Origin of the sequence: Sphingobacterium prati (genome assembly GCF_013167215.1) — a bacterium.
Lineage (GTDB): Bacteria > Bacteroidota > Bacteroidia > Sphingobacteriales > Sphingobacteriaceae > Sphingobacterium > Sphingobacterium prati.
Genome location: NZ_JABJWY010000038.1, coordinates 1 through 15,025, shown reverse-complemented (window position 1 = coordinate 15,025; position 15,025 = coordinate 1). Strand labels below are relative to the sequence as shown.

The 15,025-nt window shown below is 39.0% G+C and carries 16 protein-coding genes and 1 rRNA gene; 8 read left to right on the top strand and 9 right to left on the bottom strand.

The features are described 5' to 3' along the window. The first annotated feature begins 18 nt into the window (after positions 1–18). The 3 genes from HPC41_RS19490 to HPC41_RS19480 all read left to right on the top strand — a co-directional run bounded on the left by HPC41_RS19490 (position 19) and on the right by HPC41_RS19480 (position 3,231). The gene (locus tag HPC41_RS19490; protein WP_172395739.1) at positions 19–651 is read left to right on the top strand and encodes a low molecular weight phosphatase family protein; all 633 of its coding nucleotides are present in this window, start codon (positions 19–21) and stop codon (positions 649–651) included. Continuing rightward, complete coding sequence (arsB, locus tag HPC41_RS19485; RefSeq protein ID WP_172395738.1) at positions 636–1,682, top strand: ACR3 family arsenite efflux transporter; 1,047 nt, start codon at positions 636–638, stop codon at positions 1,680–1,682. The genes HPC41_RS19490 and arsB overlap by 16 nt, the downstream gene beginning before the upstream one ends. A gap of 256 nt (positions 1,683–1,938) precedes the next feature. Further along, the gene (locus HPC41_RS19480; RefSeq protein ID WP_172395737.1) at positions 1,939–3,231 is read left to right on the top strand and encodes a DUF3108 domain-containing protein; all 1,293 of its coding nucleotides are present in this window, start codon (positions 1,939–1,941) and stop codon (positions 3,229–3,231) included. 141 nt (positions 3,232–3,372) lie between these two features. Here the strand turns inward: HPC41_RS19480 and HPC41_RS19475 are convergent, their stop codons facing one another. Together HPC41_RS19475 and HPC41_RS19470 are read right to left on the bottom strand one after the other, a co-directional pair. Next, on the bottom strand, positions 3,373–3,807 hold the full coding sequence (locus HPC41_RS19475) for a DoxX family membrane protein (RefSeq protein ID WP_172395735.1): 435 nt from the start codon (positions 3,805–3,807) through the stop codon (positions 3,373–3,375). 115 nt (positions 3,808–3,922) lie between these two features. Beyond that, positions 3,923–5,125, bottom strand: a complete 1,203-nt coding sequence (locus HPC41_RS19470) for an aminotransferase class I/II-fold pyridoxal phosphate-dependent enzyme (protein ID WP_172395733.1) — start codon at positions 5,123–5,125, stop codon at positions 3,923–3,925. A 145-nt stretch (positions 5,126–5,270) separates the two neighbouring features. Between HPC41_RS19470 and HPC41_RS19465 the strand changes: the two genes are divergently transcribed. After that, a complete protein-coding gene (locus tag HPC41_RS19465; RefSeq protein ID WP_172395731.1) occupies positions 5,271–5,729 on the top strand; it encodes an Lrp/AsnC family transcriptional regulator in 459 nt (152 codons plus the stop codon). 6 nt (positions 5,730–5,735) lie between these two features. Here the strand turns inward: HPC41_RS19465 and HPC41_RS19460 are convergent, their stop codons facing one another. From HPC41_RS19460 to scpC, 4 genes are all read right to left on the bottom strand, one after another. Beyond that, complete coding sequence (locus HPC41_RS19460) at positions 5,736–6,758, bottom strand: bestrophin family protein (protein ID WP_172395729.1); 1,023 nt, start codon at positions 6,756–6,758, stop codon at positions 5,736–5,738. A gap of 216 nt (positions 6,759–6,974) precedes the next feature. Next, a complete protein-coding gene (locus tag HPC41_RS19455) occupies positions 6,975–7,241 on the bottom strand; it encodes a PqqD family protein (RefSeq protein WP_172395727.1) in 267 nt (88 codons plus the stop codon). 395 nt (positions 7,242–7,636) lie between these two features. Further along, positions 7,637–7,984 (bottom strand): PDZ domain-containing protein, encoded by a 348-nt coding sequence (locus tag HPC41_RS19450; protein ID WP_172395725.1) that lies wholly within the window; start codon positions 7,982–7,984, stop codon positions 7,637–7,639. Positions 7,985–8,058: 74 nt separating this feature from the next. Next, on the bottom strand, positions 8,059–9,552 hold the full coding sequence (gene scpC, locus HPC41_RS19445) for a succinyl-CoA:acetate CoA-transferase ScpC (protein ID WP_172395723.1): 1,494 nt from the start codon (positions 9,550–9,552) through the stop codon (positions 8,059–8,061). 435 nt (positions 9,553–9,987) lie between these two features. Here scpC and HPC41_RS19440 point away from each other — a divergent pair, with 435 nt between their 5' ends. Together HPC41_RS19440 and HPC41_RS19435 are read left to right on the top strand one after the other, a co-directional pair. Next, the gene (locus HPC41_RS19440; protein WP_172395722.1) at positions 9,988–10,821 is read left to right on the top strand and encodes a helix-turn-helix transcriptional regulator; all 834 of its coding nucleotides are present in this window, start codon (positions 9,988–9,990) and stop codon (positions 10,819–10,821) included. A gap of 39 nt (positions 10,822–10,860) precedes the next feature. After that, positions 10,861–11,712 (top strand): 3-keto-disaccharide hydrolase, encoded by an 852-nt coding sequence (locus HPC41_RS19435; RefSeq protein ID WP_172395721.1) that lies wholly within the window; start codon positions 10,861–10,863, stop codon positions 11,710–11,712. A gap of 142 nt (positions 11,713–11,854) precedes the next feature. Here HPC41_RS19435 and rpsT read toward each other — a convergent pair whose 3' ends face one another. Beyond that, complete coding sequence (gene rpsT, locus HPC41_RS19430) at positions 11,855–12,109, bottom strand: 30S ribosomal protein S20 (protein WP_046671646.1); 255 nt, start codon at positions 12,107–12,109, stop codon at positions 11,855–11,857. A gap of 113 nt (positions 12,110–12,222) precedes the next feature. Between rpsT and HPC41_RS19425 the strand changes: the two genes are divergently transcribed. Further along, complete coding sequence (locus HPC41_RS19425; RefSeq protein ID WP_172395719.1) at positions 12,223–12,756, top strand: RNA methyltransferase; 534 nt, start codon at positions 12,223–12,225, stop codon at positions 12,754–12,756. 90 nt (positions 12,757–12,846) lie between these two features. Further along, positions 12,847–13,719: a succinate--CoA ligase subunit alpha gene (gene sucD / locus HPC41_RS19420; protein WP_172395717.1), complete on the top strand. Its 873-nt coding sequence runs from the start codon at positions 12,847–12,849 to the stop codon at positions 13,717–13,719. A 123-nt stretch (positions 13,720–13,842) separates the two neighbouring features. On the opposite strand, the gene HPC41_RS19415 is transcribed toward sucD, so the two are convergent. Further along, the gene (locus HPC41_RS19415; protein WP_172395715.1) at positions 13,843–14,730 is read right to left on the bottom strand and encodes a DUF4886 domain-containing protein; all 888 of its coding nucleotides are present in this window, start codon (positions 14,728–14,730) and stop codon (positions 13,843–13,845) included. 181 nt (positions 14,731–14,911) lie between these two features. Next, positions 14,912–15,023 (bottom strand): 5S ribosomal RNA (rrf, locus tag HPC41_RS19410). Between the last annotated feature and the right edge of the window lie 2 nt (positions 15,024–15,025).

Below are 15,025 nucleotides of genomic sequence, written 5' to 3'. Positions count from 1 at the left end.
CTGTTTAAAAATAGGCCAATGTTTAAGAAAATAAAGGAGACAATCAACGCGATTACCGGTAAACAGAACTTGAGTATAGAACGCAAGGCTATGTTAAATCCGCTGATCCAATTTATTCAGGACAAGGTAGATAGTGGATATCCCATCAATCTCAATTTTATCTGTACACACAATTCCCGTAGAAGTCATTTATCACAACTTTGGGCACAAGTAGCAGCATCCTTCTATACTATTCCGATGGTGAACTGTTATTCAGGTGGTACGGAAGAGACTGCTTTATTCCCTAAGGTAGCTGAGACACTCGCTTCGCAAGGATTCGCGATTCTTAAGATCGCTGATACAGATAACCCAATCTATGCAATAAAGTACAGCGACAATGAGGTTCCAGTTATCGGTTTTTCAAAAAAATACTACGATCCGTTTAACCCTGTCTCTGGATTTGCAGCAATTATGACTTGTTCTCAGGCGGATGACGGATGCCCTTTTATTTCCGGGGCGGAAAAAAGAATACCAATCACTTTTGAAGACCCAAAAGTTTCTGATGGCACACCTGAACAAACTTCTGTTTATGCGGAACGAAGTTTGGAGATAGCGGCCGAAATGTTCTATGTCTTTTCAAATATTAAAACTAGCACATGCAATCGAAGTTAAAATTTCTTGACCGTTACCTCACCGTATGGATTTTCCTCGCAATGCTCGGGGGTATTTTATTGGGCAATTTCTACCCTTCTTCTGCTGCATGGATCAATAGTTATAGCAGCGGCACAACTAATATCCCGCTTGCTGTTGGATTAATTCTTATGATGTATCCACCCTTGGCCAAGGTGAGGTATGAGCACGTTGGAAAGGTTTTCAAGAACTTAAAAGTTCTCGGCACCTCCCTCGTCTTGAACTGGATAATAGGACCAATTTTAATGTTTGTATTGGCCCTTTTATTTCTGAATGGATATCCAGAATATATGACAGGACTGATCTTGATAGGGCTTGCCCGCTGCATTGCGATGGTGGTCGTATGGAATGAGCTAGCAAATGGCAATAGAGAATATGCCGCAGGCTTGATTGCGTTGAACAGTATTTTTCAGGTATTACTCTATAGCCTTTATGCCTACTTTTTTATTACAGTATTACCTCCATTATTTGGCGTGACCGGACTTTCGTTGGACATTTCAATTGGTGAGATCGCAAAAAGCGTTGCTATTTATTTAGGTATCCCCTTCCTCGCTGGAGTGTTGAGTAGATATGGATTGATTGCCCTAAAAGGCGAAAGCTGGTTTCAGGACAAATTTATTCCCTTGATCTCCCCTGTCACGTTAATAGCTTTGCTCTTTACCATTGTGGTGATGTTCAGTCTCAAGGGTGAAATGATCCTGCAATTACCCATGGATGTATTGCGTATTTCAATACCTTTAATCATCTACTTTGTGCTCATGTTCATTGCTAGCTTTTTTGCTGGCAAGCGTGTAGGTGCAGATTACTCACAAAGTACCGCCATTGCGTTTACCGCTGCAGGCAATAATTTTGAATTGGCCATTGCAGTCGCTATTGCTGTGTTCGGTATCAATAGTGGGCAAGCTTTTGTCGGAGTCATCGGGCCATTGGTTGAAGTTCCTGCATTGATAGCGCTTGTTAATCTTTCATTTTGGTTCAGAAAAAAATACTTTATAAAGGAACATTCAGTTTAAAGATAACTTTAGCTGAAACGAGGTCGAGCCCCTGGCGTTATTTAGTATTTCACAAAAATGGAAGGTGAATTGAAACATGGCAGACCATAAGCCGCAGGAATAAGAGAAAAAGCAGGATCTCCTAGAATATGAACAATAGCGGTATTGGTCGAAACCGCTAATTATCCAAAAAAAATAGAAACCTTTTTATTACCTTAGACTAATAATATAAACAAGTAAAACCAGCTTGTTTTTCATTAACTATAGTAATACATATATGAAATCATATGCACTTGTTTTAGCGGCTGGTCTGCTTCCATTTGTAGCATTAAGTCAAAAGATAGTTGCACCTGGTAGCCCAGATATCAATACCAAGTATATAAAACCTGAGAAATCCCTCTATACCGTGTATTATGTCAAGGACACGAGCTGGAACAAGCAAGGTACAATAACTTATGATATTCTTGCCGGCGACAACCAATTGAGCCTGACAAGCTCCTATACGCCCAAAGACAAGGCCTGGGTCACTGCCCGGACTAGTGTTGTGGATGCCAAGACACTCAGATCAATCAGTTACAATAGCGATGGCAAGGAAACAAAATTAAATCTCAACTTTGGTGAGATGATCACGGGCAATTACTACTCCAAGAAAACAAAAAAAGATAAAAAGCTGAATTTAAAAGCCTCCGAGCCTTTTATCGACTTTAACTGGACGGATCATATGATTGGGACACTTCCGCTGGATGTAGGCTATAAAGCTCGTATACCACAGTTTTATTATAATGACGAATCCAATGTTCAGGTTGAATACTATACCATTAAAGAAGTAAAGAGTTATAGTTACGGTTCGCCGAAAACCGGCAAACATGACACATGGTTGGTTACGCTATTGGAAGAAAATACAGGTGCTATTTACAATTATGTGGTGGACAAAAAAGACCGTCGTCTCTGGCAACGAGAAATGTCCATGGGCAAAGGCATGTGGGAAATTACACTCAACGAGGAGCTGGATTATCAACCAATCAAAAGCCTCTTTAATAAGGAACAAGCTATTCAACAGATCTCCAAGGGCAATAGTGTGATTATCGGGACAGCATATGCTCGGTCAAGCTCTGGAAAAAGGCTAGGTGGCCTGGTCAATACGGCAAAAAAGCAATATGCTCCTAAGGGGACGGAGATTACACTCTTTCCAAGCTCGCCTTATTATGAAGAGTGGGTTCAAGTCAACAATAAAATCCGGAAACAGAAAAAAATGCCCGAAGTTCCTTTGAACCCAGATTTTGGTTATGCAGTCAAAAAAGCCAAAGTCTATGATGACGAAGGGCATTTTGAGTTTGCAGATCTGATGCCGGGCACATACATCATTATGGCAAGTTTCGATTTTTCCAACTCGTATAATTATTCCTATGTATCAGGTTATACCAATTACTATAACTATTGGGGTTATACTGGTTCCACAACCAATTATGGTACCGCACGGTCCTCTTATATCGACAAAGCTACTATCGAGAAGCGTATCACCATAGACAAGGACGGCGAGAAAAAAGAGGTGAATTTAAAGGAAATGTAACAAAATATAAAGCCGCACAACTGGGGAATTTGATGCGGCTTTAATACTTTCCTATGAAAAACATATATTTATTGAAAATAAATTTTCTATCATACAGTCTACCGTCTCAGTCGTATAAAAAAACAATAAATATAAAATTGTTTATTTCCGCCGATGCTTTTCCAAATATGCATCTATGCTAAAGGGAAAAACCTTATATCCCCCCAATAAAAAACAGGCACTGGCCCCAACCCAGACCGAATAGTTAAATGTCACTTTGATTCCAAATGACAGTGTCATGGTCAGCGCAAAAGCTGTCAGCAATATACCGGATAACAGGGCCGCAAAACGTGTCCGAAAGCCGACCAACAGCAAAAATGCCAAAAGTACTTCCAGCACCGTCGCTCCGATTGCGAGCAGCGTTCCCACGGAAGCAGGCACAAAAAAATTCAGCTGATTGGAATAAGCGACGAAATTGGCCCAGTTCCCCCAAGAAGCATTGACGCTTCCCGGCGGTCCCCAAAATCCCAAACGATCAGCTACTGCAGATAAAAAGGCTGTTGCCACAGCAAAACGCACAAATAGTTGACTATACATAATCCCAAATTTAATCAGTCAAAGATAAACCAAGAATCCTCATCTTAACTTAAGCTAGTTTAAGAAATCAACTTTTCAGTAACAATGACACCGCCAGATGGGCACACGCCATTCATCAATTAACTCCGGTTTTAACCATACAAGCCTTCATCCGTTGATAAGTGCGTTGAATATCATCATCCAAACCGATGGAGAAGCGGATCAGTCCATCCGAAATTCCCATACTGATACGTTCTTCCTCTGGAATTTCGGAGGAGGTTGAGCTTCCTGAACATGAAAATAAAGTTTTATAGAAACCCAAACTTACAGCAAGGTAGCCAAGATTTTCCTTTTGCATCAGTTCCATGAATTCGTTAGCCTTATCAGTTGTTCCTGCGTCCAGCGTTAATATCCCTCCAAATCCATATTCAGTATGCATCATGCTTTTCATTAGTTCATGGTGTTTATGGGATTGTAATCCCGGATAACAAACTTTTAGCCCGTCTTGTTCAAAGCGCTCAGCGAGATATAGTGCATTGTAACTATGTTGCTTGATACGAATATGGAGAGTTCTGAGGTTTTTCAAGATACTGGCAGAGCGAAGACTGTCCATCGTTGGTCCAAGCAGCATACAAGCGCCAGAATTGACATTTTTTGTTTCATTGATGAATTCCTGTGTTCCACAGTAGACACCGCCGACTGTATCGCTACTTCCATTAATAAATTTTGTCAGGCTATGGATAACAATATCCGCCCCCAGCACTCCGGGTGAAACAGATAAGGGCGAAAAGGTATTATCCACAACAAGTTTGAGATTATACTTCTTGCAGATAGCCGACAGTTTTCGAATATCAGCGATTTCCAACAAAGGATTGCTGACGGTTTCACAGTAGATTATTTTGGTCGTCGGACGTATTGCAGACTCGATTCCCTCAAAATTGCTGATGTCAACAAAACTTGTTTCAATATGAAATGGCGGTAAAAAATTTTTCAGGAAAGCATAGGTACCCCCATAGATGGTTCGGCTGGAGATAATGTGATCACCACTCTGACAGAGCTGCAATAACACCGTAGTAATAGCCCCCATTCCCGAAGCGGTTACATTGGCCGCTGCTGTATTTTCGAGCTTTGCTAATGCTTGTGCAAGATAGAGATTCATTGGGGATGAATGGCGTGAATATAAGTAACAACCATCCGCATTTCCCTCAAACGTATCAAACATGGTTTTAGCCGACAGAAAAGTATAGGTCGAACTATCCGAAATCGAAGGATTAACACCACCGAATTCTCCAAAATATTGCAAATCCTGGATTTCATTTGCTGCATTAAAATTTTTCATAATTTTTTATTATAAAATTGGACTATTTTAAGTTTTATTACAATAATATATTGATATATTAGATTATAAATCTAATATTACACTTAATCTTAGAAAATACATCTAAATCAGAAATCTATTATATCTGTTCACCAAAAAATAATCTATGCAGCTTGACGAAATTGATAAAAAACTACTGATATTATTACAGGAGGATGCCAAACAAACCACTAAAGAGCTATCACACAAACTCGGTCTGTCTGTGACCGCTATATACGAACGGGTGCGTAAACTTGAAAAAACTGGAGTAATCTCTAAATATGTTGCCCTTCTCAATAAGCATAAGATTGCAAAAGATTTTATGGTGCTCTGTCATGTCAAGCTTGTCCAACATAAAAAAGAATACATTCAGCAGTTTGAACGGGAGGTTATGGATCTACAGGAGGTCACGGAATGTTTCCATGTCAGTGGGGATTACGATTATATCTTAAAGATCTGCGTACGCGACATGGAAGATTATCGTCATTTTATGTTGTCTAAACTCACCTCTTTACAACATATCGCTAGTACACATAGCTCCTTTATGATCGCAGAGGTCAAAAACACCCTGACCATGCTGATGTAGTCCAAGTTAAACCAGTACCCCGTTTTTGGAGGTTATGGGCTCAGGAAGGTTTTCCTCGCCAACCATTTGCAGGAGGTCAATCTCAATTGTGCGACAGATCGACAGCATTGGTATGTCAAACATTAGTCCACCAAAAGGATTTTCGGTGTAATCCCCTACCAACTCCATCACGATATAGATCCATCCTATGACCACACAAAAAGGAATACTGGTCCAGATTCCCCAATCGCCGAGTTTGGCAAATTCATTGACAAGCCCCAAGGGCAACAGTAATATCAAGATAACATTGAAAACAAATGCCGTACTGGCAAATTGCCTTGGTGAGGGAAACTTCTTTATCCGTTCTGCCTGCCCCTGAAAGTCATAAAATTGGTTCAAACAAGTTTGTAATTGCATCTGATTGAAATCAGAAATAACCTGATCATTTTTTAGGGTATTGATATCTTTGGCCTGCTGACTGTTCAAATAAGTTGCAAAATTTTTATACGTCGGTTGCAAATTAAATTCTTCAGCTGATAAGTATTTATGCAAGAAAATAGCTGTCCGGCTGTAATCCGGAAAGCCTGCTTTTATCAAACGGTGCCGTTTCACGTTCATTGCGCCAAAATGGCGCTTTAGGCTCACATGCTCCCACTCGGTAGGTATCAAAAGCTGCTCACGCAATTGATAGAGCCAAGCAATATGACGATAGGCAATTATTTTTCTTCTTTCCGTTAAATCATGCTGATCTCCTTGAGTTGTGTCAAATGCATAAAGCATGGACACAAAAGAACGACTCGAATTTACGATTCCACCCCAGATTTTACGTGCTTCCCACAACCGATCGTAGGCCTGATTATTTTTAAAGCCTACATAGAATGCTTCCGCTGTACCAATTAAGGCAACAGGAACCCAGGGAATAATCATCCATTGCCAATTAAAAAAGTAATAGATGACCGCCACCAATGAGCACCAACCTGTCAGCCAGATTAGGTGTACACCAGCAAGATTGAATATCTGTTTGTAATTAAAATATTTTGTGGTAATCATAAAAAATAATGCCTGTCTTATTGATAATTGAATGTACAATTTTAATTTTTACGGTCCAACACCATTCCTTTTTTTTACTTCCGAAACCGATATTACAAATACATTTACACTTATCCACGAAACAATATTGCAGTTAAAACCTTCAATAAAAAGACCGGCTAACTTTAAGTACTCAATATTCTTAAAATAGATCAATGGAATGATAGCTGTACTTAATTATATCAAAAAGCCTTGCTTTTCAAATTGCATTACCAAATTTGCGGCATCTCGTTCAGCTTCGCTTTCCTCTACCTCATAATTATCCAATAAAACAGCTGTAACACTTTCGACATTAAATTCCTTTCCCTGCAGTTCCAACCAGATCTGTACGGCAGTCTCATTAAAGCTATATACCTTGGATGCATCCAATTGATCTTGTCCCGGATAGACTAGGATATGATCTTCGCCCAATTTGCGTAGTTGTAAATCTCCTCTAAGTTTCATCTGGCTATTCCTCTGTTTATTTCTATGACATGCAAACCGTATATTTGGTTTGTCTTATTACGAAAAAAATATATACTTTATACAATAGGTCCGAACAGCAAATTCATCTCTACTGTGGCTTACTATCAAAAATACAAAAGACAGTTGAAAAATACATCACTTGATTTGTATATTATCACATCACATAAAAAAGAAAAGAGACATCTATACAGAATTTAACAATAAACGACACAAAATAAACATAAACTTTACAAAACGATATTTATACAATATTTTACCACCATAACTTATATAAACTTATGTTTAATTATGACTGCTTAAACTGGGGCGCCCAACTCTACCGTACAAGCATCTAGTTGTTGTATAATGATTATTTATACAACAAACCACACGCATTACAATTGCAAGGTCAGCTCCTGCTGTTGCTGATTTCTAAACACTTTAGGACGATCAGTATGTCCAAGTTTTTTAACGGCTTGTTGCAAATCTGTTAACTTAGCTATTTTCTCACCCTGATAATCCAGGATCGCATCACCTACCCGCAAACCACTTTTATATAGTATACTCTTTTCATCCAGCTGAAGTACCAGTACACCAGCGATCGAAGGTAGCCCTGCTGCGGACTGCTCACCCATCGTTTCGATCGTTTTAAATTGTCCGCCTTTCCATGTCCACTTTTGGCTATGTTCTTGGATCCCGATCTTAACGCCCTGCTCCTTCCAGGCCGTTAACCATAGGTACAATATTACGTAAAAAGAGGGCTACCAAACTCTTTGGAAAAGCCCTATTCCTCTATATCTGTTACCTTGTCGTCCAGTTAATTCTTTTTCATGGTTCCTGTTTCTCTCAAGTTGATATGCCAACTGAACGCCTCCTCTAGCAAATGCGGCGTGTGTCCACCTCTTTCACAGGCGCGATTGTAATAATCCAAGAGTTGGGCTTTGTAATCTGGATGCACACAATTTTCAATAATAACCTTAGCACGTTCACGAGGCGCCAAACCACGCAAATCGGCCAAACCATAATCTGTCACCAGAATATCAACATCATGCTCCGTATGATCTACGTGGGATACCATCGGAACGATATGAGAGATCGCGTCTCCCTTAGAAGCCGCCTGTGTGACAAAAATACTTAAGTAAGCATTCCTTGCAAAATCTCCCGATCCTCCTATACCGTTCATAATATTGGTACCAGAGGTATGCGTCGAGTTCACGTTACCATATATGTCAAATTCTATTGCGGTATTGATTGCAATAATCCCCAAACGTTTGATCAATCCCGGTGTATTGGATATGTTTTGCGGGCGTAAGACAATCTTGTCACGATATTTGTCCAAGTGATCAAATACGCGCGAATAACACTCTTCCGATACAGTAATAGAAGAGGCTGACGCAAAATCCAATTTACCCGCATCAATTAAATCAAATGTACTATCCTGGAGTACTTCCGAAAACATGGTTAAATTGTGGAATTTACTCTGGATAAAGCCTGTGAGCACGGCATTCGCTACTTTTCCAATTCCTGCCTGAAGAGGCATCAAACTCTCGGATAGGTGCCCAAGCTCAACTTCATTTTCAAAAAATGCCAATATATGCTTTGCTATTGCTGTTGTTTTGGCATCAGGTTCGGCGATATCTGCTGGACTGTCAAGTTCATTCGTAAAAACGATTCCCACAATCTTGCTGGGATCCAATGGGATTGTTTTCCGGCCAATCTTATTTTCAGGTGCTACTATAGGAATAACATTACGACGTGGATAGTCTTCTGCCTGATAGATATCGTGTATTCCTTTGATTGCTGTTGGAATAGCTGTATTGACTTCCAAAATAACCTGTTTAGCTAATGCGGCAAAGGTTGCGGAGTTACCAACTGAGGTCGTTGGAATGATACTACCATCCGATTCAATCGCAGCAACCTCCAATACGGCAATATCCACCTGCGGTAGATTTTTATTGTGGAGCAGTTCAGCAGTCTCACTTAAGTGCTGATCTATAAAAAGTACATCTCCAGCATTGATCTTATTGCGGAGGATTCGATCCACTTGAAAGGGCATACGTTTGGATAGGGCACCAGCCTCGGCTAATTTACCGTCTGTACCATGGCCCAAAGAAGCCCCTGTAATCAATGTTATTTTTAAAGGATCCACTTTTGCCCTTTCTGCTAAAGCTGGTAATACGGCTTTGCTATCGCCAGCTTTGGTAAAACCACTTGAGCCAACGACCATACCGTCTTGAAACAATTTCGCAGCTTCTGTAGCTGTAGTAACCTTATCGTGTAAGCTCTGAATTTTTATCCTTTCGTAAGCCATATCCTTATTATTTTATTTTTTATTCGCTATTCATGTAAACTTAAGAAATTGAAACCTATTTATATCCGCTATTATAAAAGTTATTAAGCTTGGGTCTACATTTCTCAACCAAACAATTTTAGCGTTTTTTTCTACATTGAATTTATTACCATTTGACACAAAATTATTCAATAGAGACGAAACAGCTATAACCATCTGTTTATCAGAAAAATATAATAAAATATATTTTTAAAGTATTATTGTAAAAATGGAAAAAAATATTTATAACACTGATTAACAATAAATTATAAAAAATAAATTTAAATCCAGGTAAGTAAATACTAACTCGCTAAAGGTTTATTTGCAATTTTATTGTAAGCATACACTCACTTTACTTAGAACAAAGTTAGGTCTAGTAAAAAAGTCTTACCTTTGCAAGGTAGTTTTATAGAAAAAATGAACTTAAGAGATACAACGAGTGATGCAAAATATGTCAACCGCTATTACATGACAGAGGTTGATTCATTTGAAGATAGCATTTATTGTCACCATGCCATTATAGCGGAAAACCATATCACGGAGCACTGTCATGATAAGGATCAATTTTTATATACCGAAGGTGGAGTTGTTTTTATAAAAACGGATGAAAAATCATATTTCTTGCCCGCTCGTCACTATCTGTGGATTCCAGCAGGTGTAAAGCATAGTATTCACCCAAGTACCCCAGAAGTTGTGATGCGTAATCTCTATTTTCCAAAAACGAATAGCGATACCGCATTCTACAGTAAAATGGGCATCTATCCAGTAAACGATCTGCTAATTGAACTGATTATGTTTACCAACCGTTGGAACGGCAATATATTTCCTGTGGAGGAACCTAAGTATAGTTTGGCTACTGCATTTAAACTCATCCTTCCTGAACTGTCTCTGCACGAGCTTCCATTGGCTCTGCCCTATCCCAGCCACCAAAAATTAAAAGATATCGTTACCTATCTGGAGGAGAATATTGAAGAAAACGTGAGTTTTAAAAAACTTGCGAGTCTATTTAATATCAGCGAACGTACATTGGCTAGGCTATTCCAGAAAGAATTAAACATGTCCTTTATCCAATACTATACTATCCTTAGAATGCTAACCGCGCTTAAACTATTACTGGATGAAAAACTAAGTGTCAATGAAGTGGCGTTAAAAGTCGGTTATAACAGCTTACCTACATTTAGCAATACATTCAATAAGGTCGTAGGTATTCGTCCCAGCGAATATGTCAAACAAAAAGAATTGCTTATTTAAAAATGTTTCCCTAAATTAGGTCAATAAACCTAATTCAGGATGAAATTCAAACATATTATCTATGGTGCTGGAATTTTATTACTCAGCACTTCCGTATTTGGCAAATCTCAAGACAAAAAACCCAAACCCATTCAATTGTTCAATGGGAAAGATTTAAAAAACTGGACTCCTAAAATCCGAAACCATAAGGTTGGAGATAACTATAAAAACACATTCCGTGTAGAAGATGGTTTATTGAAAGTCAGATATGACGGCTACGATAATTTCAATTTTCAATATGGCCATCTATTTTATAATAAAGAATTTTCTGCTTATTTATTACGTGTTACTTATCGTTTTGTAGACGAGCAAGCTCCGGGCGGTGAAGGCTGGGCTTGGCGCAACAGTGGTGCCATGCTACATGGACAAGATCCGAAAACAATGGGTGTTGATCAGGATTTTCCAATCTCTATCGAAGGACAGCTTCTGGGCGGTAATGGCAAAGACGAACGCACAACGAGCAATCTGTGTACTCCGGGAACAAATGTTGTCATTGATAACAAACTATTTACGCCACATTGTATTAGTTCAACATCTAAAACTTATGCTGGAGACCAATGGGTAACGGCTGATTTCCTCGTATTGGGAGATTCACTTGTACAACATATTCTTGAAGACAAAGTGATATTGCAATATAGCAAACCTCAAATCGGCGGTGGCAATGTAACAGACTTTGATCCTGTAGTAAAAAAAGATGGGCAACTATTGAAGAAAGGAAGTATCTCTCTTCAGAGTGAGAGCCATCCGATCGATTTCAAAAAAGTGGAACTATATGATTTGGAACCTTACATGAAAGATCCAAATAAATTGAAAAAAGTCATCGCTGAATTATTGCCCAATCTAAAACAATAGTCAGTCACAACTAATATAAAATAAAAAAGCACCCATATGGGTGCTTTTTTATTACTATTCGCTTGGAAAGAGAAATCCAAAGTATATAACATAAAGAAAAGGGATACAGCGAGCTGTACCCCTCAATATCTATACAGGAAGCTTACGCTAAACCGTTAACGAATTTAGTTAACTTAGATTTGTTGTTAGAAGCTTTTTTCTTGTGGATCACATTTTTCTTTGCCAAACGATCAAGCATAGAAATTACGCGTGGTAACAATGTTTTTGCCTCTTCTGCAGAAGTTGTATGACGTAATTTTTTGATTGCGTTACGAGTAGTTTTTGCTTGGTAACGGTTTCTTAAACGTTTAGTAGCGTTTGCTCTAATCCTTTTGATCGCTGATTTATGATTTGCCATTTTTTTTAGCTAATTTTTATTCAATTTTTTCTTGTAATTCGGACTGCAAAAATAACACCTTATTTTCAATATTCAAAATCTATTTTGTTTTTTAGGTTTACTATATTTGCAACATGCAAAAATTATCGATGGATGAACTTCAACGTACAGATGTTGAATCGTTTAAAAAACAAGAAAAAACGCCTATCGCAATTGTTTTAGACAATGTTCGCAGTATGCACAATGTGGGCTCTGCCTTCCGTACAGCCGACGGATTTGCTATTGAAAAAATATACTTATGTGGTATTACCGGAACGCCACCACACCGGGAAATTGAAAAAACTGCATTGGGAGCGACGCAATCTGTCTCTTGGGAATACCATAAAGAAACGGCAGATGTCGTAGAGAATCTAAGAGCGGAGGGGTATACAATCATTGCCATTGAACAAGCCGATGATAGTGTTATGTTACATCAATTTGAGCCAAAGTCCGATAAAAAATATGCGTTAATTTTTGGAAATGAAGTCAACGGCGTAGATGAAGAGGTCATGGAAAAAATCGATACCTGCATCGAAATCCCCCAATATGGCACCAAGCATTCACTTAACGTATCTGTCGCAATCGGCATTATCCTTTGGGATTTTATCCAAAAATGTAAACTGAACTAAAAATTTATCAATAAAGGTCATATTCCTATCCACATTGCTTCCATTTTAGAAAGCAAAATAGTAGATTTGTGTGCAAAATTTAAAGAAGAAATGAGTGTATTAGTTAATAAAGATTCAAAAGTAATCGTTCAAGGTTTCACTGGAAACGAAGGTACTTACCATGCGACTCAAATGATTGAGTACGGAACAAATGTAGTTGGTGGTGTGACTCCTGGTAAAGGTGGTCAACAACACTTAGACCGTCCTGTATTCAACACTGTTCAAGATGCAGTAGACGCTACAGGAGCTAATGTTTCTATTATCTTTGTACCTCCAGCATTTGCTGCAGATGCAATCATGGAAGCTGCAGCTGCGGGTATCGAAGTGATTGTATGTATTACTGAGGGTATCCCTACGAAAGACATGATCCAAGTAAAATCTTACTTGAGCGACAAAAAATCCCGTTTGATCGGTCCAAACTGTCCGGGTATCATTACAGCAGATGAAGCTAAAATCGGTATTATGCCAGGATTTATCTTCAAAAAAGGTAATGTAGGTGTTGTTTCAAAATCAGGAACTTTAACCTATGAAGCAGTAGATCAAACTGTAAAAGCGGGATTAGGAATCACGACAGCTATCGGAATCGGTGGTGACCCTATCATCGGTACAACAACTAAAGAAGCTGTTGAATTATTAATGAACGACCCAGAAACAGAAGCTATCATCATGATCGGTGAGATTGGTGGTGGAATGGAAGCTGAAGCTGCACGTTGGATCAAAGAACATGGTACTAAACCAGTTGTTGGATTTATTGCTGGTCAAACAGCGCCTCCAGGACGCCGTATGGGCCATGCTGGTGCGATTGTAGGTGGTGCTGATGATACTGCTGCTGCAAAAATGAAAATCATGCGTGAGTGTGGTATCCGTGTAGTTGAATCACCAGCTGAAATCGGAAAAGCAATTGCAGAAGAATTGGCTAAATAATTAGACAATTAAGCATATAAAAGTAAAGGGGGATCAAATTGATCCCCCTTTACTTTTATATGCTATTTCCATAGCGCATGGATGATAATCCAATTTTACATCTGGTATCTCCCATATAATATACTATTTCATTAATTGAAAACTCTTCAATACAGTAATCCCATAAGGAGATGCCACGGCCTGGTGTGCAGCTTCCCGCGCGATCTGCCCTTCAACATAAGTTACTTTGAGTGGCAAAAATGTGTTATTGATAACATTCTCCTGAAACAGCGCCTCGTACCATGTACAAGCCGCGACATAGCGTCCATAATCCAAATTAAGATGATAACCATCGCGTGTGAATTGATCGCCCAGATAAGTCGAACGCGCATTCTGAATAGCTGTACCAGCAGGTACCAATACTTGAAAATTACCCCAGTTAAAGACTTCTTGGGAAGTGCCTACAATAGCGTTGTACATCGTATTCTGGTTACGGTTATAACGGATAAATCCCTCATGGGACGAGCCGTTCTGATATGCCCAGGTTTGATGTAATATATACTTTGTTTCAGGATACTTTACATGTTTGGTGACATAGTCATATAAAATTGGTAAATCCTTTGCATAGGAGTCATAATCTCCCGACAGTGGACTCGCTTGCTGAAAACTAATATAGTCCCAGGCTTCGTCTACCAAAGCCGTTGAAAGCCGTTCATTTACCTTTTCGGACATGTGACCGTCTATATTGATTTTCCGATAACGATAAGCAGGCTTATCCGCTCTTGCATTGCTTACGTGCAAACTTAACGGAGCGCCACCAATATAAAGGTTACCAATAACGATCTTTTTCTTTCCAGCTTTAGCCAATTCATACAAGTTTTGCTCGATCGCATCTTCGGAAAAGCTATTACCAATGGCCAATATACGCAAAACACCATCATCCAATAATTGTTCTTGCGCGTTTAATCTATTGCTACTAAGAAAAAATAGTAGTAGAATAGTGAGTAAGGATATCTGTTTTGCTTTCATCATATATACATTGCTATAATGACTAAATTAGAGAATATCTTGTAGAATTGCTAATTGTATAAAAGGAAAACTTTAGCAGATCTTTTCCATCGTTCCGACCCGGTGTCTCTTCTGAAAAGAAATCTAAAAAAGTATGCAAACGCAAGAAGCCCTTGACTGTTTCCAGAAAGGGCTTCCGTGTAAAAAAAGGCACCGACCTACTCTCCCACCTGTTACGGCAATACCATCGGCTCTGGCGGGCTTGACTGCTCTGTTCGGAATGGGAAGAGGTAGACACCGCCGATATAGGCACCTAAAG

Excerpts from the sequence above, each read along its gene's own strand:
- sucD (WP_172395717.1), top strand. The coding sequence starts at position 12,847 with ATGAGTGTATTAGTTAATAAAGATTCAAAAGTAATCGTTCAAGGTTTC.
- HPC41_RS19490 (WP_172395739.1), top strand. The coding sequence starts at position 19 with ATGTTTAAGAAAATAAAGGAGACAATCAACGCGATTACCGGTAAACAG.
- HPC41_RS19415 (WP_172395715.1), bottom strand. The coding sequence starts at position 14,730 with ATGATGAAAGCAAAACAGATATCCTTACTCACTATTCTACTACTATTT.
- HPC41_RS19475 (WP_172395735.1), bottom strand. The coding sequence starts at position 3,807 with ATGTATAGTCAACTATTTGTGCGTTTTGCTGTGGCAACAGCCTTTTTA.
- HPC41_RS19465 (WP_172395731.1), top strand. The coding sequence starts at position 5,271 with ATGCAGCTTGACGAAATTGATAAAAAACTACTGATATTATTACAGGAG.
- HPC41_RS19455 (WP_172395727.1), bottom strand. The coding sequence starts at position 7,241 with ATGAAACTTAGAGGAGATTTACAACTACGCAAATTGGGCGAAGATCAT.
- HPC41_RS19470 (WP_172395733.1), bottom strand. The coding sequence starts at position 5,125 with ATGAAAAATTTTAATGCAGCAAATGAAATCCAGGATTTGCAATATTTT.
- HPC41_RS19440 (WP_172395722.1), top strand. The coding sequence starts at position 9,988 with ATGAACTTAAGAGATACAACGAGTGATGCAAAATATGTCAACCGCTAT.
- scpC (WP_172395723.1), bottom strand. The coding sequence starts at position 9,552 with ATGGCTTACGAAAGGATAAAAATTCAGAGCTTACACGATAAGGTTACT.
- HPC41_RS19435 (WP_172395721.1), top strand. The coding sequence starts at position 10,861 with ATGAAATTCAAACATATTATCTATGGTGCTGGAATTTTATTACTCAGC.
- HPC41_RS19425 (WP_172395719.1), top strand. The coding sequence starts at position 12,223 with ATGCAAAAATTATCGATGGATGAACTTCAACGTACAGATGTTGAATCG.
- rpsT (WP_046671646.1), bottom strand. The coding sequence starts at position 12,109 with ATGGCAAATCATAAATCAGCGATCAAAAGGATTAGAGCAAACGCTACT.
- arsB (WP_172395738.1), top strand. The coding sequence starts at position 636 with ATGCAATCGAAGTTAAAATTTCTTGACCGTTACCTCACCGTATGGATT.
- HPC41_RS19480 (WP_172395737.1), top strand. The coding sequence starts at position 1,939 with ATGAAATCATATGCACTTGTTTTAGCGGCTGGTCTGCTTCCATTTGTA.
- HPC41_RS19460 (WP_172395729.1), bottom strand. The coding sequence starts at position 6,758 with ATGATTACCACAAAATATTTTAATTACAAACAGATATTCAATCTTGCT.